The sequence below is a fragment of the Streptomyces sp. NPDC002838 genome (assembly GCF_040295365.1).
In the GTDB taxonomy this organism is placed as follows: Bacteria; Actinomycetota; Actinomycetes; order Streptomycetales; family Streptomycetaceae; genus Streptomyces.
Genome location: NZ_JBEOVF010000007.1, coordinates 1 through 24,998 on the forward strand (window position 1 = coordinate 1; position 24,998 = coordinate 24,998).

Annotated in this window: 15 protein-coding genes; 7 read left to right on the plus strand and 8 right to left on the minus strand. The window is 72.4% G+C overall.

Features of this window, described 5'->3' with window-relative positions; all coding sequences use genetic code 11:
* Positions 1 to 514: 514 nt before the first annotated feature.
* Positions 515 to 1,069, minus strand: a complete 555-nt coding sequence (locus ABT063_RS11525) for a MarR family winged helix-turn-helix transcriptional regulator (RefSeq protein ID WP_351057052.1) — start codon at positions 1,067 to 1,069, stop codon at positions 515 to 517.
* A 141-nt stretch (positions 1,070 to 1,210) separates the two neighbouring features.
* Between ABT063_RS11525 and ABT063_RS11530 the strand changes: the two genes are divergently transcribed.
* Positions 1,211 to 2,491, plus strand: coding sequence for an MFS transporter (locus ABT063_RS11530; protein WP_351057295.1), 1,281 nt, complete (start codon positions 1,211 to 1,213; stop codon positions 2,489 to 2,491).
* 61 nt (positions 2,492 to 2,552) lie between these two features.
* Here ABT063_RS11530 and ABT063_RS11535 read toward each other — a convergent pair whose 3' ends face one another.
* From ABT063_RS11535 to ABT063_RS11545, 3 genes are all read right to left on the minus strand, one after another.
* Positions 2,553 to 3,635, minus strand: a complete 1,083-nt coding sequence (locus ABT063_RS11535; protein WP_351057053.1) for a hypothetical protein — start codon at positions 3,633 to 3,635, stop codon at positions 2,553 to 2,555.
* Between the two features lie 585 nt (positions 3,636 to 4,220).
* Positions 4,221 to 5,870 (minus strand): SpoIIE family protein phosphatase, encoded by a 1,650-nt coding sequence (locus ABT063_RS11540; protein ID WP_351057054.1) that lies wholly within the window; start codon positions 5,868 to 5,870, stop codon positions 4,221 to 4,223.
* 271 nt (positions 5,871 to 6,141) lie between these two features.
* Positions 6,142 to 7,518, minus strand: coding sequence for an NAD(P)/FAD-dependent oxidoreductase (locus ABT063_RS11545; protein WP_351057056.1), 1,377 nt, complete (start codon positions 7,516 to 7,518; stop codon positions 6,142 to 6,144).
* A 378-nt stretch (positions 7,519 to 7,896) separates the two neighbouring features.
* On the opposite strand from ABT063_RS11545, the gene ABT063_RS11550 reads away from it, so the two are divergent.
* A complete protein-coding gene (locus ABT063_RS11550) occupies positions 7,897 to 8,685 on the plus strand; it encodes a TetR/AcrR family transcriptional regulator (protein WP_351057057.1) in 789 nt (262 codons plus the stop codon).
* A 272-nt stretch (positions 8,686 to 8,957) separates the two neighbouring features.
* Complete coding sequence (locus ABT063_RS11555; RefSeq protein ID WP_351057058.1) at positions 8,958 to 10,937, plus strand: sigma-70 family RNA polymerase sigma factor; 1,980 nt, start codon at positions 8,958 to 8,960, stop codon at positions 10,935 to 10,937.
* A 21-nt stretch (positions 10,938 to 10,958) separates the two neighbouring features.
* On the opposite strand, the gene ABT063_RS11560 is transcribed toward ABT063_RS11555, so the two are convergent.
* Positions 10,959 to 14,252 carry an ATP-binding protein gene (locus tag ABT063_RS11560; RefSeq protein WP_351057059.1) on the minus strand — a complete coding sequence of 1,098 codons (3,294 nt, stop codon included), beginning with the start codon at positions 14,250 to 14,252 and terminating at the stop codon, positions 10,959 to 10,961.
* A 336-nt stretch (positions 14,253 to 14,588) separates the two neighbouring features.
* A complete protein-coding gene (locus ABT063_RS11565; protein ID WP_351057060.1) occupies positions 14,589 to 16,688 on the minus strand; it encodes an asparagine synthase-related protein in 2,100 nt (699 codons plus the stop codon).
* 751 nt (positions 16,689 to 17,439) lie between these two features.
* On the opposite strand from ABT063_RS11565, the gene ABT063_RS11570 reads away from it, so the two are divergent.
* From ABT063_RS11570 to ABT063_RS11585, 4 genes are all read left to right on the plus strand, one after another.
* Positions 17,440 to 18,864, plus strand: coding sequence for an NsdA family TPR-like regulatory protein (locus ABT063_RS11570; RefSeq protein ID WP_351057061.1), 1,425 nt, complete (start codon positions 17,440 to 17,442; stop codon positions 18,862 to 18,864).
* Positions 18,865 to 19,054: 190 nt separating this feature from the next.
* Complete coding sequence (lhgD, locus tag ABT063_RS11575; protein ID WP_502990799.1) at positions 19,055 to 20,275, plus strand: L-2-hydroxyglutarate dehydrogenase; 1,221 nt, start codon at positions 19,055 to 19,057, stop codon at positions 20,273 to 20,275.
* 195 nt (positions 20,276 to 20,470) lie between these two features.
* Positions 20,471 to 21,379 (plus strand): tRNA (guanosine(46)-N7)-methyltransferase TrmB, encoded by a 909-nt coding sequence (gene trmB, locus ABT063_RS11580; RefSeq protein WP_351057063.1) that lies wholly within the window; start codon positions 20,471 to 20,473, stop codon positions 21,377 to 21,379.
* Positions 21,380 to 21,429: 50 nt separating this feature from the next.
* Positions 21,430 to 22,749 (plus strand): PrsW family intramembrane metalloprotease, encoded by a 1,320-nt coding sequence (locus tag ABT063_RS11585; RefSeq protein WP_351057064.1) that lies wholly within the window; start codon positions 21,430 to 21,432, stop codon positions 22,747 to 22,749.
* 184 nt (positions 22,750 to 22,933) lie between these two features.
* Here the strand turns inward: ABT063_RS11585 and ABT063_RS11590 are convergent, their stop codons facing one another.
* Both ABT063_RS11590 and ABT063_RS11595 read right to left on the minus strand, forming a co-directional pair.
* Positions 22,934 to 23,881, minus strand: a complete 948-nt coding sequence (locus ABT063_RS11590) for an aldo/keto reductase (RefSeq protein WP_351057065.1) — start codon at positions 23,879 to 23,881, stop codon at positions 22,934 to 22,936.
* Between the two features lie 82 nt (positions 23,882 to 23,963).
* Positions 23,964 to 24,992 (minus strand): M23 family metallopeptidase, encoded by a 1,029-nt coding sequence (locus ABT063_RS11595; RefSeq protein WP_351057066.1) that lies wholly within the window; start codon positions 24,990 to 24,992, stop codon positions 23,964 to 23,966.
* Between the last annotated feature and the right edge of the window lie 6 nt (positions 24,993 to 24,998).

Sequence of the window (24,998 nt, forward strand, 5' to 3'; positions counted from 1 at the left end):
GTTGAGTTCTCAAGGAACGGACGCTTCCTTCGTACTCACCCGAGAGACTCTCTCGCGGCTTTCCTCCGGGCGCTTCCCTTCGGTCTTGCGTTTCCGACTCTACCAGATCGTTTCTCGATCCGATTCCCAGTCGGAGGGGGTTTGCTTTCCGGCCTCTCGGCCTTCCGGCGATGTTGACTTTATCAGATCCTCTCGGTGTCCGACGCCCAGTCAACCGGGCTTGTCCTCGCGGCCGTTGGGCCGTTCCGACGTCTCAAACCTTAGCGGATTCCCTCGGCAGGTCCCAAATCGAGGTGCCGAGCCCAAGTCGAATTGAATTCGGGCACGCCGAATTCAACCCCGTTGGGAGATCGCGCTGATGGTTTGAGGTGCCGCTCATGCGGCGGATGTGCTGTCGCAGAACCGTTACGGCTCCGCGGCAACCCGAAGAACTTTACGGATCGGGCAGGGGGCTGTCAAGTACCCCCTGTCAAGATCTTTTACTGACGCCCCGGGTCCGGCATCGGTCCAGGTCTCAGTCCAGGTCACTGAGGCGTCCGCCGGCGTCCGGCTGGGCGTGCTCCACCCTGCGCAGGAGGCGGGTGAGGACTTCGCCGAGGGCTGTGCGGTCGTCCGGTGAGAGGTCCTGGAGCAGGTCCTCCTCGAAGACCGATGCCAGGCGCATGGCCTCCAGCCACTTCTCACGGCCCTCGGCCGTGAGCTCGACGATGACACGTACGCGATTCGACTCATCACGTTCTCGGGTGACCAGTCCTTCGGCAACCATGCGGTCGATCCGGTGGGTCATCGCGGCCGGCGTCAGGCCGAGGCGCTTGGCGAGGTCGCTGGGGCCCATGCGGTAGGGCGGGCCGGAGAGGACGAGCGCCTTGAGGACCTCCCACTCGGCGTTGCTGATGCCGAGGGCTGAGGTCTGGCGGCCGTAGGCGACGTTCATACGGCGGTTCAGGCGGGACAGCGCCGACACGATCTTCTCGACCTGGGGGTCGAGGTCCTGGAACTCGCGCTGGTAGGCGGCGATCTGCTCTTCGAGGGTCGGCTCACTGCTGATGCTGCCGGAGGTGTCGCCCATGCGCGCAGTATCGCATGGACCTGCTTGGCGTTGAAGTCCTTCTATGTGTACTGTTTAGCTTCGAACTTTAGCTTTGAAGTCTTCAGCTCTAACTACTGAGGTCTTCCAACCAACTCGAGAGAGGTGAACGTGACCAGGGCGATGGGCGCAGCGATGCGCCGGATCCATGTGGGCAACGCACTCAGCGCGTTCGGGCTCGGTTTCACCGTCCCGTACCTGTACGTCTATGTGGCGCAGGTGCGGGGACTGGGAGCCGTGACGGCGGGGCTCGTCCTCGCCGTGTTCGCCGTGGCCGCGCTGGTCGTGCTGCCGTTCGCCGGGCGGGCCATCGTCCGGCGGGGCCCGCTGCCGGTGCTGCTCGCCGCCCTGGTCTCTGCCGCGCTGGGGGCGCTGAGCCTGGGGCTCGCGGGCAGTGCGACGACCGTACTGCTGTCCGCGGCCGCGCTCGGGGCGGGGCAGGCCGTGATGCAGCCGGCGCTCGCGACGATGATCGTGGACTGCTCGACGGCTCGGACGCGGTCGCGGGCGTTCGCGACGCAGTTCTTCCTGCAGAACCTGGGGCTCGGGGTGGGTGGGCTCATCGGCGGGCATCTTGTCGACACCACTCGCGTCTCCTCCTTCACGCTGCTGTTCGCGATCGAGGCGGCGATGTTCCTGGTGCTGGTCGTGGTGATGGCGACGGTGCGGATGCCGCACTCACCGCGGATCGCGGATGCGCCGGGGCGGTCGGGAGCCGTCCGCGGGAGCTGGAAGCAGTTGCTGGGCGACCGGGCCATGGTGCAGCTGTGTGTGCTGGGGTTCGTGCTGTTCTTCGCCTGTTACGGGCAGTTCGAGTCGGGGCTTAGTGCATACGGCGTGGAGGCGGCCGGGATCTCGACGTCCGCGTTGGGGTCGGCGCTGGCGGCGAACACCGCGGTGATCGTGGTTGCGCAGTTCGCCGTGCTGAGGTTCGTGGAGCGGCGGAGGCGGTCTCGGGTGATCGCGTCCGTGGGGTTGATCTGGGCCGTGGCATGGGGCGTGGCGGGCTGTGCGGGGCTCGGGAACGGCAGCCGGGAGATGGCCACGGCCGCGTTCATCTCGACGTACGCGCTGTTCGGCCTGGGTGAGGCGATGCTATCGCCGACCGTCGCTCCGTTGGTTGCGGACCTCGCGCCGGCCGGGATGGCCGGGCAGTACAACTCCGCCTTCGCCCTGGTGAAGCAGCTCGCGCTGGCTGTCGGTCCGGCGGTGGGCGGGCCGATGGGTGCCTCGCTGCACGCGCCGTACATCGTGACGTTCCTGCTGTTCTCGCTGGGCATCAGCGTGCTGGCGCTGCGGCTCGGACGGCACCTCACGGACGTGCAGGACAAGCCGGCGCTCGCGCACAGCCGGGTGGTCGCCGGGAGCGGAACGTCCGCGGAGCCCATGGCGGCGCAGGCATGATGCGCCGGCCTCGGAGGCGTACGACAGCGTCCTGACCGGTCTGTCGCGTGGGCTGCCGTTGTCACACCCCGGTGCCGTTCAGGCCGCTCGTGCTTCGGTCACGCGGAGCTTGTGGGCGGAGAGTACGGCGGCGAGGAGCGCCGCGAAGTAGGTCGCCCCGGCCAGTACGCCCAGCTGCCACCAGGGGACGCTCAGGACGAAGCCGGGCGAGATAGCGGCGCAGGATGCGGGTCTGGCTGCGGGTGGCGGCCAGTACGGCGGCAAGGGCCAGGAGCACCAGGCCCACCGCGGTGGCCAGCAGCGCCGCCGGAGGCACCGGGTCATCGGGCTCCACCTGGATCAGGACGGCTCCGGCGTCCATGCCGGCGTTGATGACGGCCTGCTGCAGGGCCCGGGCCCTGGTGTCGGGGACGCCGGTGACCATGACCGGTCCGTGTGTCTGGATCGGCAGGTCGAGCGCGTTCGCCGTCGCGCGCAGCATGATGCCGTCGGAGCCGGTCCGCCACTCGGCCGGGGTGACCTCGACGGAGGTCGCGGGCAGCTCGGCGGTGCGGCCCAGGACCTTGTCGCCCTCGCGGACGACGAGACGGGTGTGTGCGTTCGTGCCGATGGGGGCGTCGGAGACGTGCGACCAGACCAGCAGGCCGCCGTCGCGCAGTACGGAGGTCTGGGTGGAGTCGAGCCGACGGCCGATCAGCCGTTCGACGTCGCCGGGGGTGGCCGCGGCGAGCAGGCTGCCGTCGTCGCCTTCCCGGCTCGCCATCCGGGGGTTGTCGGGGTCGTCGGCGATCAGGTAGCGCGCTTCCGCACGGGGCAGGCCGTCGAGCGCGCCGTCGGCCAGCAGGACCTGCCCGGAGAGCACCGCGGGGTACGACTGCTTCTCGGCCGTGCGGATCAGGGTGTCCAGGAGGGTGACGTAGCCCAGCGATGCCCCGAACAGCACGGTGAGCACGGCCAGGGCAGCGCCGGCCCTGGCCCGGTCGGCGGCCAGCTGGCGGCGCACCAGGCGGCGGGGCCCGCCCTCCGGCAGGAGCCTGAGCACCCCGGAGAACACCTCGGGGGTGATCAGCAGTACCGCGGCGATCAGGACGCCGGTCAGGACCATGGCCTGGGCGGGCGAGCCGACCCAGGTGGCGTACACCACCGTGGCGCACCAGGCGGCGACGGCCAGCAGGTGCCGGGCGCGGCGGGCGGACGAGCGGTCGGTGGGTCGACTTGCCGGAGCCGCTGGCGCCGTAGATGCACACGAACTCCCCCGCCCGGGCGGTTAAGTCCACCTCTCGCGCGGCCCGAACGGTCTCGGCCTCGGAGTGGTAGGCCTTGCACACCCCGCTCGTCCGGACGAGCGGTGCACCAGCGGCTGTGTCCATTCAGCACCCGCTCGTCGTATGCCAGGACGTGATCTCGTCGCTGTTCCCAACCGGTATGGCTGACGGCGCGGTTGGCCCGCGAGTCCATCTCGTCGTTGCGGTCACCACTGAGGTTCGTCCACGTGGACGAGCCGTGGCCGCGTTCGCCGATCATCCACCGGAAGTCGCTGTCGCCCCACATGCACATGTTGTTCGAGTGGCAGTCGCTCAGGGCCGCGTTCGCCACGCCCCGGCGTCGGGACCCGCCTCCACGCGGCCCGCATCGCCTGGCACACGGGGATCGGCACCACCCGTCGACCGGAGCGGCCGGTGCCCGAGTCCGTGTGACGGCCTGTGGCGGGGGTGGAGCACCCCGCTCGTCAGGTCGTCCCCCGCGGCAGGACGAACTCGCACCACACCGCCTTCCCACCGCCCGGCGTCCGCCGAGACCCCCACGCCGACGCGATCGTCGCCACGATGGCGATGCCCCGCCCCGACTCGTCCCCGGGTTCCGCGCGCCGGCGTCGCGGGAGGTGGTCGTCGCCGTCCGTGACCTCGACGATCAGTCGGCGGTCCGTGCGCCTCAGGCGCAGTCGCATGGGTGGGGTGCCGTGCTGGAGGGAGTTGGCGACCAGTTCGCTCGCGGCCAGGACACCCAGGTCGTGCAGTTCCACCGGGAACCGCCAGCTCGTCAGCACGCCGGAGGCGAACGCACGCGCGCGCGGCGCCGCTTCCACGCCGCCCAGCAGTTCCAGGGCCGCGTTGCGGAAGAGGTCGCTGTCCGGGCCCGTGCGGGCGGGGTGCTGGAGGACCAGGACGGCCACGTCGTCGTCGTGGTCCGCCGTCACGCCCGCCGAGCGGACCAGGCGGTCGCAGATGACCTGGGGGGTGCCGGTCGCGCCCGCCAGGGCTCGCTCCAGGGAGGCGATGCCCTCGTCCAGGTCCTCGTTCCGCCGCTCCACCAGGCCGTCCGTGTAGAGCACCGCCGTAGAGCCCGGGCTCAGCGGGATCGAGCCCGAGGCGTGCATCCAGCCGCCCGTGCCGAGCGGTGGGCCGGTCGGTTCGTCGGCGCGCTGGACGGCTCCGCTCTCGTCGCGGACCAGGATGGGCAGGTGGCCGGCCGAGGCGTACACCAGCCGGCCCTCGTTCGGGTCGTGGACGGCGTACACGCACGTGGCGATCTGGTTGGCGTCGATTTCCATGGCGAGGCCGTCCAGCAGCTGGAGCACCTCGTGCGGGGGCAGGTCGAGGCGGGCGTACGCCCTGACGGCCGTACGGAGCTGGCCCATGACCGCGGCCGCGCGGACCCCTCGGCCCATGACGTCGCCGATCACGAGTGCCGTGCGGCCGCCGCCCAGTGTGATCACGTCGTACCAGTCGCCGCCGACCGCGGCCTCCGTGCCGCCGGGGTGGTACGTCGCCGCGATGCGCAGGTCGTCCGGTTGTTCGAGCTCTTGCGGGAGCAGGGACCTCTGGAGGGTGACCGCGGTTTCGCGCTGACGGCGTTCGCTGGCTCTGAGGCGTTCGGCGGCTTCGGCGTGGTCGGTGACGTCCGTCGCGAAGACGAGAACGCCGCCGTCGCCCTCGGCGACCGGCGTGCACGTGAAGGTGTACGAGCGGCCGTCGGGGGCCTTGCGGGACTTGACCGTGCGGGGCTTGCCGCTGCGCAGGACCTGGTCCAGGAGCGGGAGCAGGCCGATCTCGTCCAGCTCCGGGAGGGCCTCGCGGGCCGGCGCACCGGTCGGGCGGGCGCCGAAGGCGGTGACGTAGGCGTCGTTGACGTAGGCGAGTCGGTGGTCGGAGCCGTGGACGAGGGCGACGAGGGCCGGGACACGGTCGAGGACCTCGCGCACCGGGAGTTCGTCGACGGCGGGCACGGGTGGTGCCGCGTCGGTGAGTTGTTCGGCGCGGGCCGCGGGGACGGAGCCCGAGACCTCTCCCCGCCGGTCCGGGAGGACCGTCTGTTCGGTCCGCGCTGCCGCGCGGCGCTGCGTTCCGGGGAGCCGGGCGCTCCAGCGCGTGAAGTTCACGAATCCTTGCCTCGTGTCATCGTCTTTCGGCGTATTCGGCCTGTTCGGCCTGTTCGGCCTGTTCGGCCTGTTCGGCGTTTCAGGCCGGCTCCGGACCCGGCCGGGGGTCTGGTGGGTGGTGGCGCCCCGAGGGTGCGGCACTGTGGGGAAAGCCTCGGGGGTTCGAAGGGCGGGGTCTGTCCGTCCAAGGTCGGGGACCAGTCTGGCAGGGCGGCCGACCGGGTCGACATCCGTCAGACGCCTACCTTGCGGCCGGAGTTCCTCGGTCCGGTCAGGACGACCCCTTCGGGTTGTCCGTCGGTGTGTGAGGAGGCTTTCCACCGGCCGCGAGTTCGAACTCCGCTCGGGGATGTTCGAGTAACCCCAGGGAGACGATCTCCCTCTTGAAGAGCCCGGACAGGGTCCATTCGGCCAGGACACGGGCCTTGCGGTTGAAGGTGGGCACCCTGCTCAGGTGGTAGACGCGGTGCATGAACCAGGCAGGGTAGCCCTTCAGCTTGCGTCCGTAGACGTGTGCGACGCCCTTGTGCAGCCCCAGGGAGGCGACTGAACCGACGTACGGATGGGAGTACGTCTCCAGGGGCTCGCCGCGCAGGGAGTGCGCGATGTTGTCGCCGAGGGTCTTGGCCTGGCGCAGCGCGTGCTGGGCGTTGGGGGCGCATTCCCTGCCGGGTTCCTCGGCGGTGACGTCGGGGACGGCGGCGGCGTCGCCCGCCGCCCACGCGTGCGTGGTGCCCTCGATCGTCAGCTGGGGGGTGCATTTCAGCCGACCGCGTTCGTTCAGCGCCAGGTCCGTGGCGGCGAGGATCGGGTGGGGTTTGACGCCGGCCGTCCAGACGACCGTACGGGTCGGGAAGCGGGCGCTGTCGCTGAGGACGGCGACGCGGTCCGCGCAGGATTCCAGGCGGGTGTCCAGCCGTACGTCGATGTTGCGGCGGCGCAGTTCGGTGACCGTGTAGCGGCCCATCTCCTGGCCGACCTCGGGCAGGATGCGGTCCGAGGCCTCGACGAGGATCCACTTCATGTCCTCGGGGCGGACGTTGTGGTAGTAGCGCGCGGTGTAGCGGGCCATGTCCTCCAGCTCGCCGAGCGCCTCGACTCCGGCGTAGCCGCCGCCTACGAAGACGAAGGTCAGGGCCGCGTCGCGGACGGCGGGGTCGCGGGTGGAGGAGGCGATGTCCATCTGCTCGATGACGTGGTTGCGCAGGCCGATGGCCTCCTCGACGGTCTTGAAGCCGATGCCGTGGTCGGCGAGGCCGGGCACGGGCAGGGTGCGCGAGATCGAGCCGGGGGCGAGGACGAGTTCGTCGTACGACAGCTGCTGGGGGCCGGTGCGCTCTTCCTCGGTGGCGAGCGTGGTGACGGCGGCGGTGCGCTTGGCGTGGTCGATGGAGGTGGCCTCGCCGACGACGACTCGGCAGCGGTCGAGGACGCGGCGCAGCGGTACGACGACATGGCGGGGGGAGATGGAGCCCGCGGCCGCCTCGGGGAGGAACGGTTGGTAGGTCATGTACGGGTCGGGAGTGACCACGGTGATCTCCGCCTCGCCCCGCCCGAGTTCCCGTTTCAGCTTCCGCTGGAGGCGCAGGGCCGTGTACATCCCGACGTAGCCGCCGCCGACAACGAGAATGCGCGCACGTTCCTTCACCCTCCCATGACGCACCCGACGCTTGCGTTTGTCCACAGCCCCGACAAATTGTGTGACCGTGAGCCGTGGGCGCGCAGGGTTGGCCGAATCACCGGAGTGCGGGGAAGGACCGCAGGTCAACGGGGGTGCGTCAGGTGCCCGGAGGGGGCGCAATCGGGACTTATGCCACCCGTACTCCGATCGGGGGGCGCTCCGTGCGGAACGTGCCCCTTCTGAATTGACCCTCACTCAACTATGTTCGTGTGTCGACGGGGTGTAGGGGGATGCGCCTTCGGGTCCGCGACAGGCGGAGCCGTGAACCGGGCTTGTTCCGATCGCTCCGGCTTTCAATGGCGGGGAGAGTCTCCGGGGGGAGACGTCATTACCGGGGGAACACTTATGCATGTTCAGGACTCTCATTGGTCGTCCGCGTCTGCCATCGCATCCGGTGGCGGGGGGCTGGGCGGCGCGATGGGTTCGGCGATGAGCGCGGCGGGGGGCAACGGACGCGGGAACAGTGCGCGGACGACGCCGCTGCGGGTGGACGCACAGCGCAATCTGGAGCACGTGCTGCGTGCGGCGCGCGAGGTCTTCGGCGAGCTGGGGTACGGCGCGCCGATGGAGGACGTGGCGCGGCGCGCGCGGGTCGGTGTCGGCACGGTGTACCGGCGCTTCCCGAGCAAGGACGTCCTGGTGCGGCGGATAGCCGAGGAGGAGACCTCCAGGCTGACCGACCAGGCACGTGCGGCGCTCGGGCAGGAGGACGAGCCGTGGTCGGCGCTCTCGCGCTTCCTGCGCACGTCGGTGGCCTCGGGCGCCGGGCGGCTGCTGCCGCCGCAGGTGCTGCGGGTCGGCGTGGCGGACGAGGGCGCGGACGGGGCGCGGGTGCCGCAGCAGCGGACGCAGCCGGGTTCCGGGGAGCTGCGGCTGGTGCCGGAGGGGTCTTCGGCGCTCTCGGCGGACTCCGCGGTCGACGACGCGGGGGCGGCGGCGCTGCTCGAGGTCGTGGGGCAGCTCGTGGAGCGGGCACGCGCGGCGGGCGAGCTGCGGGCCGATGTGTCGGTGGCGGACGTCCTGCTGGTGATAGCCACGGCGGCGCCTTCGCTGCCGGACGCGGCGCAGCAGGCGGCGGCCTCGGCGCGACTGCTGGACATCCTGCTGGAGGGGTTGCGGTCGCGGCCGATGTGACTCGAAGGGGTGATGATGGCGCGAGGCCGCCGCGTCGCCCTCGCGCCGGGCACCCACCGGGAAACATTCCGGTCATTTCGGGCGTGCGACTCAACTCCCGGCCTGGGGACGTCGATTGAGCCTTCCCCGTGCGGGTGACGGCTGTTACCGCCTTGCGGGAAGTCCCCACGGACGAGTGGATGGGCCGTATCGCCTGGTCCTGAACAAAAGCCAATATGGCACTCTGACCCGATGTTCGGGACTGGTTGGGCAGGCGGCGGGGGCTTTCCGCGATGAGCTTTGACGGGCGGGACGGGTCACTCGGTGACGACGACGGGGAGGCTAGCGGCGCGGCCTCCCCGTATGTGCCGAGCCAGGGCGGACGGGCCGGCTTCCCGCAGGGCGGCAAACCGGTCGAGGCCACCATCCCGGCGCAGGGCGGCGAGCCCGTCGAGGGGAGCGTGCCGGCCCAGCGCGACCGGCGCGAGGACAGCGGCATCCTGCCGCCGCCGAGGGAGCTGCCGCCGTCCGACGCCGACCTGATCGACCGGATGCGCTCGGGCGACGACACGGCCTACGAGGCGCTCTACCGGCGCCACGCGGACGCGGTGCGCCGGTACGCGCGCACCTGCTGCCGTGACGGCCACACCGCCGACGACCTCACGGGGGAGGTCTTCGCCCGCATGCTCCAGGCGGTGCGCGGCGGCTCCGGGCCCGAGCACGCCGTACGCGCGTATCTGCTCACCACCGTCCGACGGGTCGCCGCGAGCTGGACGAAGTCCGCGAAACGGGAGCAGCTGGTCGACGACTTCGCGGTGTTCGCCGCACAGTCCGCGCACTCCTCCGAGGCGTCCGACAACGACACGCTCGACCTGGGCGCCGACGTCCGCGCGATGCACGAGGCCGAGCAGTCCATGGCCATGCAGGCCTTCCGGTCGCTGCCCGAGCGCTGGCAGGCCGTGCTGTGGCACACCGAGGTCGAGGACGAGTCGCCGAGCGAGGTCGCCACGCTCTTCGGACTGGACGCCAACGGCACGCGCGTGCTCGCCAGCCGCGCCCGCGAGGGCCTCAAGCAGGCCTACCTCCAGGCCCACGTCAGCGCCAGCCTCACCGGCGACGAGGAGTGCGCCCGCTACGCCGACCGGCTGGGCGCCTACGCCCGCGGAGGCCTGCGCACGCGCGCCGAGCGAGGTCTGCGCAAGCACCTGGACGAGTGCGCCCAGTGCCGGCTGGCGGCGGGCCAGATCAAGGAAGTCGCCAGCGGTATCCCCGCGGTCGTGCCGGTCGCGGTCATCGGCTGGTTCGGCGCCGCCGGGTACGCCAAGGCCGCCGGGCTCATCGCCGGCGGGGCGGGCGCGGCCGGTGCCGCGGGGGCCGCCTCGGCGGCGAGCGGCGGCTCGTCGGGCGGGGCGGGCGCCGGTGGCGGCGCGGCGGCCTCCGAGGGGCTGGGTGCGCCGGTGAAGGCGGGGATCGCGGCCGGTGCGGTCGTCGTGGGCGTCGCCGCGGCGGTGGTGTACGCACTGATGAACAACGACGATCCGGTCGGGAAGCAGAACGACGCCAATCCGCCCGTGCCCTCCGCGATCGTCGAGAAGTCGCCGACACCCGCGCCGCCGAAGCCTCCTGAGAAGGAACCCGCGCCGAATCCGCCGGTGATCGCAGCCGCGCACACCCCTGCTCCCGCACCGACACCGACACCGACTCCTACGCCCAGGCACACCCCTACGCCCAGGCCCACCCCTACGCCGACGCCCACACCGCCCCCGACGCCCCCGACGCCCGCGCCGACGCCGACCCCGAAGCCCACCCCCACACCGACTCCGCCGCCCCCGCCCGCTCCGGTCGTCTACCAGTGGAGCGAACTGTCGTACGACATCACCGGCGACGGCACCGAGCCCGAGATGCGGATCGGCGAGAGCAGTTGGGTGTGGCAGCGGTACGGCGTGTCGGTCGCCGACAAGAGGTACGCGCACGGCGTGACCGTGCACGGCCACTCCTCCGTCACCGTCGACCTCAACCGCGCCTGCTCCGCCTACGACGCGCTGGTCGGCGTGGACGACATGACGGCCGGGCTCGGCAAGGTCTACTTCTCCGTCTACGCCGACGGGGTCCGGCTGTGGCGGTCGGCGATGGTCAAGGGCGGCGACGCGGCGGTGCCCGTCCATGTGAACCTCGCCGGGCGCACGACCGTACGGCTCGTGGTCGAACCGCACAGTCACTTCGACAACCTGGCGCTCGCGGACTGGGCCGAGTCGAAGTTCACCTGCACCTGAGGCCCGGGGGCTCCGGGGGGTTCACGGCGTCTGCCGGGCCGGGTGGGCGTGCAGGGCCTCGCCGAGTTCACGGAGGACGTCGGCCGGGGTGAGGGACGCGCCCCTGGTGTACTCCTTCTCGTACCGCCCGGCGCCGAGTTCGGCTCGGGCGGCGGCCTCCGTCCGCTCGGCCTCGGCGCGCTCGGGCATGGGGCGCGGATGGCCGCCGCGCCAGTGCTCCGCGGCGGCGAGCAGGCGGGCCACGCGCGCGTGGTCACCGAGGTCGGACAGCAGGGCCGCCGTGCCCTCCACGAGCCCGGCCGTCACCGCCTCGGCGCACCGCCGCTCCACCGCCTCGCGGACGCTGTCGACCAGCTGCGGCAGGCCGTGCTCCGGGCCCGACTCGGCGACCGTCACCCAGGCCTCGACCGCGTTCAGCATCACCATGAACTGCGGCGGCGGAGTGCCCCGCCAGGTCTCCGCACGGGCCGCCCCGCACAGCTCCCGCGCGCGGGCGGCGTCCTTCTCGTCCAGCGCGATCTGGGCCCGCATCAGCAGGACGAAGGCCCGGCTGTCCGCCACGCCGTGCCGGTCGGCGGCGGCGCTCGCCTCGTCCAGCATGGTCAGCGCGGCCCTGCGGTCGCCTGCGCGGTAGTCGATCTCGGCCAGCCGGGCGATGAGGAAGGGCGTCTCGGCGTACGCCCCCACCTCGTAGGCAAGCCGGAGTGCCTCCTCGTACTCCCCCTTGGCCTCCTCGAAGCGGCTGCGCGCCATGCCGGCCTCGCCGGCCGCGCTGCACACCTGGGCCCGGATCCAGCGGTCGCCGGCGCGCCGGCTGAGCGTCCTGAGCTCCGCGAGATCCTCATCCACGCCCTCCAGGCCGCCCGGTGAGTCGACGACCATGTGCGTACGGAACATCAGAATGACGGCGACCGCCCAGTCGTCGCCGTGGGCACGGCAGTTGGCGACGGCGGCGTCCATGACCGCCCGGATGTCCTCCGAGCCGTTGATGACGTAGCTGGTCAAAGGCCAGACGATGCCCGGCATTCGGGCCGCGTCCGGGCCGCCCCGCTCGAAGTGCTCCCGCACCAGGTTGACGTACCGACGCAGCCGGTCGTCCATCCGCCCGGCCAGCGGCTCGTGCTCTGCCGTGAGGAAGAGGTGCAGGATCCGCAGGCGCATCCGCAGGGGGTACAGCGGATGGTGTGCCTCCTCGTGCGGGGCGGCGAGGAAGGTGTCGACGGGGTCCGGGCCGCCGCCGGTGGAATCTCCGGCGGTCGCGTCCCTGGCGGCACCCAGGCGCAGGACCTGGTCGATCCACTCCGCGCCCTCGTGATGGTAGTTGCGCAGCCACCAGAACCAGCCCATGGCGAGGGCGAGGGAGCCGGCCTCCTCCTCGTCCGCGGCCGTCACCGCGCGGTGGAGGGCCGCGCGGATGTTGTCCAGTTCGTTCTCCAGGCGGGCGATCCACGGGAGTTGCCCGGCGGAGCGCAGCAGCGGTTCGGCCTCCTCCACCAGGGCGCGCGCCCACGCGCGGTGTCGGCGCTCGGCGGCGGCGCGCGGCCCGGGGGACTCGGCGGCGCGCTCGGTGGCGTACTCGTGGATGGTCTCCAGCATGCGGTACCGCATGCCGTCGCCGCCGGGGTGCTCGTACGGCCTGGCGACGATCAGGGACTTGTCGACGAGCGCCCCGAGCAGGTCCGCCGCCGGGCCGGTGCACACGGCCTCCGCCGCCTCCAGCTCCCATCCGCCCGCGAACACGGACACCTCGCACAGGACCGTCCGCTCCTGGTCGTCGAGGAGCTCCCAGGACCAGTCGACGACCGCGCGCAGGGTCTGCTGGCGGGGCAGGACCGTGCGGCTTCCGGAGGTGAGCAGGCGGAAGCGGTCGTCGAGGCGGTCGGCGATCTGCCGGGGGGTGAGCAGCCGCAGCCGGGCCGCCGCCAGCTCGATGGCGAGCGGCAGCCCGTCGAGACGGCGGCAGATCTCGGCGACGGCATCTTTGTCGCCGAGTACGGCGGCCGCGTCGGGGCGGACGGCGGCCGCGCGCTCCGCGAAGAGGCGCCGCGCCTGGTCGGGGAGGAGGGGCTCGACGGGGCGCACCGACTCGCCGGGGACGCCCAGGGGTTCACGGCTGGTGGCGAGGATCGTGAGCCCCGGGCAGCGGGTGAGGAGGGTTTCGGCGAGGGCGGCCGCCGCGTCGATCACATGTTCGCAGTTGTCAAGGATCAGGAGTTGGCCGCGCGGGGCGCAGTACTCGATCAGCAGGGCGACCGGGTCGTCCTGCGGGGCCGTCAGCTCGCTGGTCATGAGCACGGTCTCGCGCAGACCGAGCGCGCTGACCACCGCGCCCGGCACCGCCTCCGGCCGGTCGAGCGGCGCCAGCTCGACCAGCCACGCCTGCGGGAGCCCGGCGGCGGCTTCCTCGGCGAGGCGGGTCTTTCCGGAGCCGCCCGGTCCGGTGAGGGTGACGAGGCGGGCCCTGTGCAATTCGGAACGGATGGCGTCGAGTTCGGGTTCCCTGCCGACGAAAGTCGTCAGGCGGGGGTGGATGTTGGTGGTGCGGTCGGGGGGCGGGGTTTGTGGTTCCCGGGCCGGTGGGATGTGTGGTTCCCGGGTGGGTGAGGTGAGCAGGTCGGTGTGCAGGGCGCGGAGTTCGGGGCCCGGGTCGGTGCCGAGGCCGTCGGCGAGGGTGCGGCGGGCGGTCTCGTACGCGGCGAGGGCGTCGGCGCGGCGTGCGGTGTCGCGCAGGGCGCGGATGAGCAGGGCGTGCAGTGGTTCGTCGTAGGGATGTGCCGCGGTCAGTTCCTTCAGCTCCGGTACGACGTCCTGGGCGCGGCCGAGTCTCAGGTCCGCCTCGATCCGGGCGCGGGTCGCCTCCAGGCGCAGTGCCTCAGGGCGCGCTGCGGCGGTGCGGTCGGGGAGGTCGGCGAGGGCGGGGCCGCGCCACAGCGCGAGGGCGTCGCGGAGGTCGCGGGCGGCGGTGCGGGCGTCGCCGTTCGCCAGGGCGGTGGTGCCCTGCCGTACCAGGCGCTCGAAGCGGAAGAGGTCGACGTCGTCCGGGGCGGCGGCAAGTCGGTAGCCGCCGGGCTCGGAGGTGACGGCGTCCTTGCCGACGGTACGGCGGAGGCGGCCGACCAGGGCCTGGAGGGCGGCCGGGGCGTCCTGGGGCGGGGTGTCGGCCCAGACCTCGTCGATCAGGGTCTCGGGTGCGGTGACGCGGGCGGGGCGCAGGGCGAGGGCGGTGAGCAGGGCGCGGAGGCGGGGGCCGCCGAGGGGTACGGCGGTGCCGTGGTCGTCCTGTGCCTGGGTGACGCCGAGGATTGTGTACCGCACCGGGCCATTGTCGCCGGGGTGTCTGTGCGGGGGGTTGTGGAGCCGCGGTTTCTCGTTGCCCGGGGTTGGTTGGGCACCCGGCGCTGGTGCGGGCCTGGCTGGGGGCTCCGCCAGGCCCCCCGGCCTTTGCCCACCCCGCCGCCCGACTCCGTCGGTCGAGAAGTCGCCCTCTGAGGGCTCCGCCCCAGACCCCCGGGCCTGGGCCCACCCCACCACCCGACTCCGTCGGTCGAGAAGTCGCCCTCTGAGGGCTCCGCCCCAGACCCCCGGGCCTGGGCCCACCCCACCACCCGACTCGGTCGGTCGACAGGGGACCCCCGCCTCGGCCCGGCGGCCTCAGGCGAACGCGTTCCCGCCCCCGGAGGCCAGCGCGCCCCTCTGTGGTGTGATTCCCGCCGGTACCGCCCGCTGGCGGGCCGGAGTTCCTGTCCAGCAGGTGCCTCGGCGGGCGAGGAGGCGGCCCAGCCACAGTTCCAGGGAGACCAGGTCGGCCAGGCCGTCCAGGGGCAGGGGTTCACCCTCTGCCGCCGCGCGGAGTGCCTTGCGGACCACGCGGGCCTCCACCAGGCCCGCCTGCGCGAGCAGCGGCGTGTCGAAGAGGTCGATGAGGGAGTCCGCGGCCACCCGCAGGCCCGTGCGGGCGGCGGCTGTCGAGGACGCGTGGGACGGGGCACCCCAGCCCGGCGGGAGGTCGGCCACTCCGGCGCCCTCCAGGACCATGCGGAGGATCGCCGCCCGGGCGCCCGGCTTGACCCGCAACGCCTCCGGCAGAGCGCGGCAGGCGCGGACGACCTGGTTGTCGAGGAACGGCGTGTGCAGGCGCTGGAAGCGGATCTCGGCGGCCTGCTCCAGCACGCGCAGGTCCGCCGCGTGCCGGGCCAGTGCCGCCCGCGCGCGGAAGTCGCCGGGGCGTTGGCCGGGGCCGACCCCGGAGCGGTGCGTGTCGCCCTGCAGGCGAACCGATACTTCAGCGAGCGCCTCGCCGGTCAGCCAGCGGGCGGCGGGGCCGGGTCTGGCCCAGGTGAGCGCGGCGAGGGACGCCCCCACGGCACCTCCGGGCTCGTCGAAGCGGCGCTGCATGAGGCGGTCGGCGAGGACTTCGAGGCCGCTGCGGTACGGGGTGCGGGACAGGCGCCGGGCGGCGCTGTACACACGCGCGGGCACCAGCACCGAGCCGTCCGCCTTCGCCAGGGCGGCGACCGGGCGTACGAGGTGGCGGCGCTTGCGGTCCATCAGCAGGTCCGCAAGGCGGGCCGGGTGCGCGTCCAGGACCTGGCGGGCGCCGTAGCCGGTGAAGTGGTCCGCGCTGCCGGAGGCGAGCCGCGCGCGGTGGCGGGCCGCCGTCACCAGGGACGGGCCGGGCTCGTCGGTCAGCGGGCCGTCCAGGTCGGCGTACGGAAGGGTCTCCTCGCCGCCGGCCACCACCACGTGGTGCAGGCGGGGGTTGGCCGCGAGTGTCCCGGCCCGTTCCACCTCGGCCTCCCGGCCGCCGACCACCAGGTCGTTGAAGGTGACCGCGAGCAGGCGCTCGCCCGCGCCCGTGCCGTGTCCCAGGACCGTGCCCGGCATGCCCGGGAGGCCGGCGGCGAGCAGGGCCAGGGTGGCGGAGGCCGGACCGCCGGAGAGGTCTGCCCCGATGCCCGGAACCGGCATCCCGCGCGCGGCACGCCGTTCGGCGGGCCCCATGCCGGGGACCGGACCGGGGTCTATGTCGGCGCCGGGGACGTGCCGAGGTGCCGACAGTCGCGCGCGTACCGCGTCGACCAGCGCGTCGCGTACCGCGTCGACCGCGCTGTCGGGGTCGGCGGAGGGCGCCGCCACCGCGAGGGAGGCGACCGGCTCGTACCCGGCGATCTCGCGGGCCCCGGTGCGCAGGATCAGCGCGTGCCCCGGCGGGATGCGCCGTACGCCGTCGTACGGGGTGGAGTCCTGCAGGGCGGCCGACACGTCGGGGGCGGCGAGCAGCGCGGCGAGGTGCCCGAAGTCGAGGTTGGCCTCGATGAGGTCGGCGAGGGGGAGCGCGGCCGTCGCATAGGCCGTGCCCTGCGCCCAGGGGGTGTAGAACACCGGGCGGGCGCCCGCGAGATCGCCGCACACGGTGATCCGGCGGCCCACCTGGACGACGGCCGTGTAACTTCCCGGCCAGGCCGTCAGATGCCGAAGTGCGCCCCCGCGCGCGGCGAACAGGCCCACCCGCAGCTCCTCGTCGGAGGCGCCGCAGGTGCCGAGGACGGCGATCCGGGTCTGCGCGTCGGCCCTCACCACCCGCACTTCGTCGGGGCGCCAGTCGCCGACCGCCCACAGGGGATCGGGATCGCCCCACAGCAGCTGGGAGCCCACCGGGTGCAGGGTCTCACCGTCGTGCCCGGTGGCCCCCGCGGAGCCGATCGCGGCGGCTCCCGCGGCGGTGCTGCTCCATCCCACCAACCACCGCATCGACGCCTCCACAGGCTGTGGACAACCAGTGCACCGTTCGAACCGGTCACCATGCTGCCATGAAGGACGCGCACCGGAGGGGCGGCGGAGCCGCTTGTGCTCCCTGGAATGCGCCCCGGCGGATACTCCCCCACCGCACCCGCACCCCGTCGAACACCCGGACGAGGCAAGGAGATCGCGGGCGGACGGGAGAGTGGGCGAGAGGGAACGGCAGAGCGACTGCGACGCGAATGCGCCCCCGATACGCTCCCCAAAAACACCGAACGCGCCCTCAAGTGCCGTGGTAGAAGGGCTGATGCCCTTGACGAGGGAGGGTCGATTTTCGGCCAAATCGGCGCAGCCGGAGCGGCCTTGAGCGCGCTCCGCACACGCTCCGTACATGCTCCGCCCACCGCTCGGCGGGCGCGCAGCCCGGGAGACGTCAGTTCGCCCCCCGGGCCGGTCCGCCGCCCGCGGGGATGGAGGCGGCGGCATCCCCCAGCCCACTGGATCCAGTACAGCGGGCCGACCCACGCAGGAGCCATGGAACCGCTCCCCTCGATGGCCGGAGAAGAGCGCACGGACGGGCGCACGGCCACACAGCGGGAGCACGCCGCAACTCCCCGTGTTGGAGCCGCACTTCAGTACGGACCACAATCCCGCCAACCGGAACAATGCCCCTTAACGCTTGGGATGCGGCGAACTACGCTGGGTTTACGAATGCCGCATGGTTATGCCAGCGCGGCAGCCGTCTGTGTCGAGGGGTGGCGCAATGTCCAGGGAGCAACGCGGGCCGAACGAAAAGCTCGGCGCCGTTCTCGCCCTCGCGGGAATCAGCAACGCAGGACTCGCCCGGCGCGTCAACGACCTTGGCGCTCAACGCGGGTTGACTCTTCGCTACGACAAGACCTCGGTGGCCCGCTGGGTCTCCAAGGGCATGGTGCCGCAGGGTGCCGCGCCGCACCTCATCGCCGCCGCGATCGGCCAGAAGCTCGGCCGCCCGGTGCCGCTGCACGAGATCGGTCTGGCGGACGCGGATCCCGCACCCGAAGTGGGCCTCGCCTTCCCCAGAGACGTCGGACAGGCAGTGAAGTCGGCGACGGAGCTGTACCGCCTCGACCTCGCCGGACGCCGGGCCGGCTCCGGCGGCATCTGGCAGTCGCTGGCCGGTTCGTTCGCAGTAAGCGCATACGCAACGCCTGCCTCTCGGTGGCTGATAACCCCGGCCGACAGCTCGGTCGCGCGCGAGGTGAACCCCGCCGAGGGCTCCGGCGCACCGCTCAAAGTCGGCCACAGCGATGTGCAGAAGCTGCGGGAGGCAGCCGAGGACGCCAGGCGCTGGGACTCCAAGTACGGAGGCGGCGACTGGCGTTCGTCCATGGTCCCCGAGTGCCTGCGGGTGGAGGCGGCACCGCTGCTGCTCGGCTCGTACTCGGACGAGGTGGGCCGGGCGTTGTTCGGCGCCTCGGCCGAGCTGACCCGCCTTGCCGGGTGGATGGCCTTCGACACCGGACAGCAGGAGGCCGCGCAGCGGTACTACATCCAGGCGCTGCGCCTCGCGCGCGCGGCGGCCGACGTCCCCCTCGGCGGGTACGTCCTGGCCTCCATGTCGTTGCAGGCGACCTACCGCGGCTTCGGCGACGAGGGCGTCGACCTCGCCCAGGCCGCCCTGGAACGCAACCGGGGTCTCGCGACCGCCCGCACCATGAGCTTCTTCCGCCTGGTCGAGGCACGCGCACACGCGCGTGCGAACGACGCCCAGGCGGCCGGTGCGGCCCTGAAGGCGGCCGAGGGCTGGCTGGAGCGGGCCCGCGACGGCGACAACGACCCGTCCTGGCTCGGCTTCTACTCCTACGACCGTTTCGCCGCCGACGCCGCGGAGTGCTACCGCGATCTGAAGGCGCCGCGTCAGGTGCGACGGTTCACGGAACAGGCGCTGTCGAAGCCGACGGAGGAGTTCGTACGCTCGCACGGGCTGCGGCTCGTCGTATCGGCCGTCGCCGAGCTGGAGTCCGGCAATCTCGATGCGGCATGCGAGCAGGGGGTGCGGGCGGTGGAGGTCGCGGGGCGCATCTCCTCTGCGCGTACCACCGAGTATGTGAAGGATCTGCTTCATCGGCTGGAGCCTTACGGGGATGAGCCGCGGGTGGTGGAGTTGCGGGAGCGGGCTCGGCCGTTGCTGGTGGCTCCCGCCTAGGGGAGCCGGGTCCCTCGCGTCTGCCGGGTGCCTGTGGGTTCGGGGCCGCGGGTTGTGTGTGGCTGGTCGCGCCCACGCGGCGGAGCCGCAAATTGATACCCGCCCCGCGCCCCTTTGGGGCGCTCCCGCATCCCGCGTTTGAAGGGGCTGTCAGTGGCGCAGTGCACTATCGAGGTGGGAGGTGGTGCAGGTGGCGTCGCGGGTGCCGGGGGTCTCGTACGACTGTGACGTGCTCGTGGTCGGTGGTGGGATCGTGGGGCTGGCCACGGCGTATGCGATCACGCGGGCCGTGCCGGGCACGCGGGTGACGGTGCTGGAGAAGGAGCGGGGGCCGGCCCGGCACCAGACGGGGCGCAACAGCGGGGTGATCCACAGCGGGATCTACTACCGGCCGGGCTCGCTCAAGGCGCGGTATGCCGTGAAGGGCGCCGCCGAGATGATCAAGTTCTGCGCGGAGTACGACATCCCGCACGCCGTCACCGGAAAGCTGATCGTCGCGACGCAGCGGGAGGAGCTGCCTCGGCTGCACGCGCTGGTGCAGCGCGGGCGGGAGAACGGGATTCCGGTACGGGAGCTGGGCGCGGCCCAGATCGCGGAGTACGAGCCGGAGGTGCGGGGACTCGCGGCCATACACGTCGGGACGACCGGGGTGTGCGACTTCGTGGAGGTCGCCCGGCAGCTGGGCGAGGCTTCGGGGGCGGAGATCCGGTACGGCGCGGAGGTTGTGCGGATCGACCGGCGGGCGGGGCTCGGGGTCGCCGTGCTCACCGGGGCCGGGGACGTCGTACGCGCGCGCGTGCTCGTGAACTGCGCCGGGCTGTACTGCGACGAGGTCGCTCGGATGACCGGGGACGAGCCGGGGATGCGGATCGTGCCGTTCCGGGGGGAGTACTACTCGCTGGCGCGGCGCGAGCTGGTGCGGGGGCTGGTGTATCCGGTGCCGGATCCGGCGTTTCCGTTCCTCGGGGTGCATCTCACCCGCGGGATCGACGGGGATGTGCACATCGGGCCCAACGCGGTGCCGGCGCTGGCGCGGGAGGGGTACGGGTGGGGGACCCTGCGGGTGCGGGAGCTGGGGGCGACGCTGGCGTGGCCGGGGGCGTGGCGAATCGCTCGGCGGCACTGGCGGTACGGGGCGGGGGAGCTGCGGCGGTCGGTGTCGAAGGGGGCGTTCGTCGGGGCGGTGCGGAGGTTGTTGCCCGGGGTTGAGGAGGGGGATCTGGTGCCGGCCGCGGCGGGGGTGCGGGCGCAGGCGGTGTTGCGGGACGGGACGTTGGTGGATGACTTTCTGATTCGGGAGGGGGAGCGGGCTGTGCATGTGCTGAACGCGCCTTCGCCTGCGGCGACGGCTTCGCTGCCGATCGGTCGGGAGGTGGCTCGGCGGGCGTTGGCTGTGCTGGGCACGCTGTGAGGGGGCGGTGGTTTTCGCCCCCGCCGCCCGCCCGCACCCGCACCCGCCGACAGCGCCAACCCCCACAGGGGCCATCCGCACCCGACAGCCAAAGCCGCACGGGTGGTGCGGGTGGGAACACAAACCCGGCCGAAAGCCGGGTGCCCCCGGACGGACCGGTCGACAGGTCACCGTCCCCGTAAAATCGACCTCACTGTGTCTGACTTTCTCCACTCCCCCGAAACCCCCCAGCCAGCCGCCCCCGTCCCCACGCCCGGCGGTGGTTCCCTCCGGCGCACCCGGGCCAAGGGCGAGCCCCGGTTCCCGGACGGCCCCCAGGCCGATCCCGCCGGGTCGCACTTCGAGCGGCGGATTCGGAGTTTTCAGCCGCGGCGGAGTCGGGTGACGGCCGGGCAGGCGGACGCGTTGCAGCGGTTGTGGCCCAAGTGGGGGCTCGATATCGACGGGCAGCGCGCCATCGATCTCGGTGAGCTGTTCGGGAACGGCAATCCCGTCGTCCTCGAGATCGGGTTCGGGATGGGGGAGGCCACGGCCCGGATGGCCGCCGCCGACCCGGACACCAACATCCTCGCCGTGGACGTGCACACCCCGGGGCAGGGCAATCTGCTCAGTCTCGCCGACAGGAACGGGCTGTCCAACATCCGGGTGGGGAACGGCGACGCGATCATCCTGCTGCGCGAGATGCTCACCCCCGACTCCCTCGACGGCCTGCGCGTGTACTTCCCCGACCCCTGGCCGAAGAAGCGGCACCACAAGCGGCGGCTGATCCAGCCGGAGTTCCTCACGCTCGCCGCGACCCGGCTCAGGCCGGGGGCGATCGTGCACTGCGCGACCGACTGGGAGCCGTACGCGGAGCAGATGCTCGAGGTGCTCACGGCGCACCCCTACTTCGAGAACACGCAGCCCAACGGCGGTTTCGCGCCACGTCCGGCCTTCCGGCCGCTGACCCGTTTCGAGGGGCAGGGACTGGAGAAGGGACATGTCGTGAACGACCTGCTCTTCCGCCGCGTACAGCACGAGGACCAGCAAGAGAGCCGACAAGAGAGCCGGCACGAAAGCCGGCACGAAGACCGACGCGAAGAACAACCCCCCACCGGCGCCTGAGCCGCCTCACGCTCCTGCGGCGGCGCCTCTGCCTCGTTAGGGTCAATGCCGTGGCCACCTGTCCCCCGTACCCGACGCACCCCAGTGATCCCGCCGACGGCGCACTGCGGCACGCACACTGGTGGCAGAAGAAGTGGGTGCGTTACGGCGCGCTGATCACCCTCCTCACGCTCTCCGGGCTCGTCATCCTCGCCCTTGTCCGCGAACAGACCGGCACCGAGGGGTTCCTGGTCGGGCTCGGGCTCGCGGTGCTGCCGGTGCCGCTGCTCATAGCCGTCTTCCGGTGGCTCGACCGGGTGGAGCCCGGCCCCTGGCGGAACCTGCTGTTCGCCTTCGCCTGGGGGGCCTGCGCGGCGGCGCTGATAGCGATCGTCGCCAACAGCTTCGCCACCAGATGGATAGCGACGGCGACCGCCGATCCCTCCAGCGCGGACACTCTCGGGGCGACCGTGATAGCGCCGGTCGTGGAGGAGTGCGCGAAGGCGGCCGCGGTCCTGCTCGTCTTCCTCTTCCGACGCCGGGACTTCACCGGCATCGTCGACGGGGTGGTGATAGCCGGGGTCACCGCCACCGGCTTCGCGTTCACCGAGAACATCCTCTACCTCGGCACCGCCTTCGGCACCGACCAGCTCACCGGCGACAGCGGGATCGCCTCCGTCACCGCCGCGACCTTCTTCGTGCGGGTCATCATGTCGCCGTTCGCGCACCCGCTCTTCACCGTCCTCACCGGCATCGGCTTCGGCATCGCCGCGCTGTCGGGCGACCGCCAGCATGTGAGGCGTGTCCTGCTCCCCCTGTCCGGGCTGCTGCTCGCGATGGGCATGCACGCGATCTGGAACGGGTCGTCGACGTTCGGCGAGTACGGGTTCTTCGCCGTCTACGCGGCCTTCATGGTGCCCGCGTTCGGGCTGCTGACCTGGCTGGTCATCTGGACCCGGCAGCGCGAGCTGAAGACCGTACGGGAGGAACTGCCGGCGTACACCGTGGCGGGCTGGCTGACCCCGGCCGAGCCGTACGCGCTCGGCTCGATGCGGGCCCGGCAGCTGGCCCGCGACTACGCCCGGCACCACGGCGGGCGGTCCGCGGCGCGGGCGGTCGCGCAGTACGAGGCGTACGCGACCTCGCTGGCGTTCCTACGGCATCGGGGGCGCCGTGGCCGCGCGGGCGCCGACTTCGTCGTACGGGAACGGGAGTTGCTGCACGAGCTGTGGCGCCGCCGGGAGGTGGCGCGTCCCGCCCTGGACCACGCGGCACGGGTGACGGCCCCGCCGGTGGCGGTGGCCGCGCCGCCGTGGCCGGTGTACGGGGTGTACGGGTATCCGGCGTCTCCCGTGGTGCGGTATCCGGCCTACAACCCGTACCGGACGTGATCGCCGAGCGTCGCGGCGGCTACGACACCGCCGGATCCCGCCGTCGCGGCTGAGCACCGCCGCGGCGAAGAGAAGCGGCCGACGGCAGAAAGCGGCCATCCGAAGCTCAAGCCGCCGAGAAGAACCCGCCCGCCCGAGAACCAGGCCAACGCCTCCGGCAAGTCAGAACCCAGCCTCCGGCGAGTCAGGCCGACGCCTCCGCCAGGCGTGCGAGCTCGGGCTCCGTCAGGGTGAGCTCCGCAACGCCCAGCAGCGCCGGCAGCTGTTCCACCGTCCGCGCGGAGGCGATCGGGGCCGCCACCGTCGGCTGGGCGGCCAGCCACGCCAGGGCGACCGTGGGGACCGGGGCGTCGTGGGCCTCGGCGATCTCGTCGAGGGCGGCGAGGACCTTCCGGCCGCGCTCGGTCTCCAGGTGCTTGGCGGCGCCCGCGGCCGCCCGCGCGCTGTCGACCGTCCTGCCGGGGCGGTACTTGCCGGTGAGGAAGCCGGAGGCCAGCGCGTAGTACGGGACGGCGGCCAGGCCGGAGCGCTCGGCGAGGTCCTGCAGATCGCCCTCGTAGGTGTCGCGCGAGACCAGGTTGTAGTGGGGCTGGAGGGCCACGTACCGCGCCAGGCCCTCGCGGTCGGAGAAGGCGAGGGACGCCTCCAGCCGCTCGGCGGAGATGTTGGACGCGGCGATGTACCGCACCTTGCCCGAGCGCACCAGTTCGTCGAGCGCGCCGATGATCTCCTCGACCGGCACTTCCGGCTTGTCGAAGTGGGTGTAGTAGAGGTCGATGTAGTCGGTGGCGAGGCGGCGCAGTGAGGCGTCGGCGGCGGCCTTGATGTTGGCGGCGGACAGGCCCCGGTACTCAGGGTGCTGGCTCACCTTGGTCGCGATCACCACGTCCGCGCGGTTGCCGCGTACCTTGACCCACTTGCCGATGACGGTCTCGGACTCGCCGCCCTCGTTGCCGTCGACCCACGACGAGTACGAGTCGGCCGTATCGACGAAGTTGCCGCCCGCGGCCGTGTACGCGTCGAGCACGGCGAAGGAGGCAGCCTCGTCGGCGGTCCAGCCGAAGACGTTGCCGCCGAGGGAGAGCGGGAAGACCTCTAGGTCCGAGTTACCGAGCTTGCGGAGAGAAGTCATGCTGTGGATCAACAACCGCGGTGGAGCGCCCCATTCCGGAGGCGCCCGCAAAAACCGCGTAAATCGACGCGGGCTCAGGGTCTCAGGGGTTGAGTCCCTTGCTCCGCAGCCAGGCCATCGGGTCGATCCCGTTGTCGGCCCCGCCCGGGTGGACCTCCAGGTGGAGGTGCGCGCCGGTCACGTTGCCCGTGGCGCCCACGCGGCCGATGACATCGCCGGTGTTGACCTTCTGGCCGACGCTGGCGCTGATCGACGACTGGTGGGCGTACCAGATCTCCGTGCCGTCATCGAGGGTGAGCACCGTCTTGTAGCCGTACGACCCCTCGTAGCCGGCCTGGGTGATCGTGCCGCTGTGCACGGCCTTGATCAGCGTGCCCGTGGGCGCGGCGAAGTCGAGGCCGGTGTGCTGGCCGGAGGACCAGTAGGCGCCGGCCTGACCGAAGGTGGAGGTGATGGTGTACGAGGAGGTCGGCAGCGTGTACTGCCTGGCCAGCTCGGCGAGGCGCTCGGCCTCGGCCTTCTGCCTGGCCTCTTCCTCCGCCTTCTGCTTCGCGGCGGCGGCCTTGGCCTCGGCCTCCTTCGCCGCCTTGGCGGCCGCTTCGGCGGCCTGCTTCTCGGCGGCGGCCGCGGCCTCGGCGGCGGCCTTGCTCTCGACCTGGTCCTGCTGCTGCTCGGCCTGGGCCAGGATCCTGGAGCGCAGCGCCTCACCGGCGCCCGCGGCGCCCTGATCGGTGTCGGCGGAGGCCACACCGACGCTGCTGAGCGCGGTCGCGGAGCCCTCGGAGGCTTCGTCGTCCGATATCAGGGAACCCACGTTGGGCAGGTCGGGCAGGGAGATGGACACCGGCGGCTTGCCGGTCTGCGCGCTGGCCATGCCGCCCGCGCTGACGGCGGCTATGACGCCGACGCCGAGGACGGTGGAGCTGCGGGCGAGTCCGCCACGCTGCTTGGCGACACGGTGCCGGCCGCGTACGGGTCGGAGGGACTCCTCGGTGGGGTTCCACTCCGTCCAGGGGCCCTCGTCGGTGCGGTAGCTGTCGTAGCCGAAGGTCTCGGTGTCGCGCTGGCTCGGCTCGAGCGGGGCTTCTGGGGCAGGCCGGTTGGACGCCACGTGGGG

Coding starts and splice junctions, on each gene's coding strand:
- ABT063_RS11525 (WP_351057052.1), bottom strand. CDS start 1,069: ATGGGCGACACCTCCGGCAGCATCAGCAGTGAGCCGACCCTCGAAGAG.
- ABT063_RS11530 (WP_351057295.1), top strand. CDS start 1,211: ATGGGCGCAGCGATGCGCCGGATCCATGTGGGCAACGCACTCAGCGCG.
- ABT063_RS11550 (WP_351057057.1), top strand. CDS start 7,897: ATGCATGTTCAGGACTCTCATTGGTCGTCCGCGTCTGCCATCGCATCC.
- ABT063_RS11555 (WP_351057058.1), top strand. CDS start 8,958: ATGAGCTTTGACGGGCGGGACGGGTCACTCGGTGACGACGACGGGGAG.
- ABT063_RS11565 (WP_351057060.1), bottom strand. CDS start 16,688: ATGCGGTGGTTGGTGGGATGGAGCAGCACCGCCGCGGGAGCCGCCGCG.
- ABT063_RS11570 (WP_351057061.1), top strand. CDS start 17,440: ATGTCCAGGGAGCAACGCGGGCCGAACGAAAAGCTCGGCGCCGTTCTC.
- ABT063_RS11590 (WP_351057065.1), bottom strand. CDS start 23,881: ATGACTTCTCTCCGCAAGCTCGGTAACTCGGACCTAGAGGTCTTCCCG.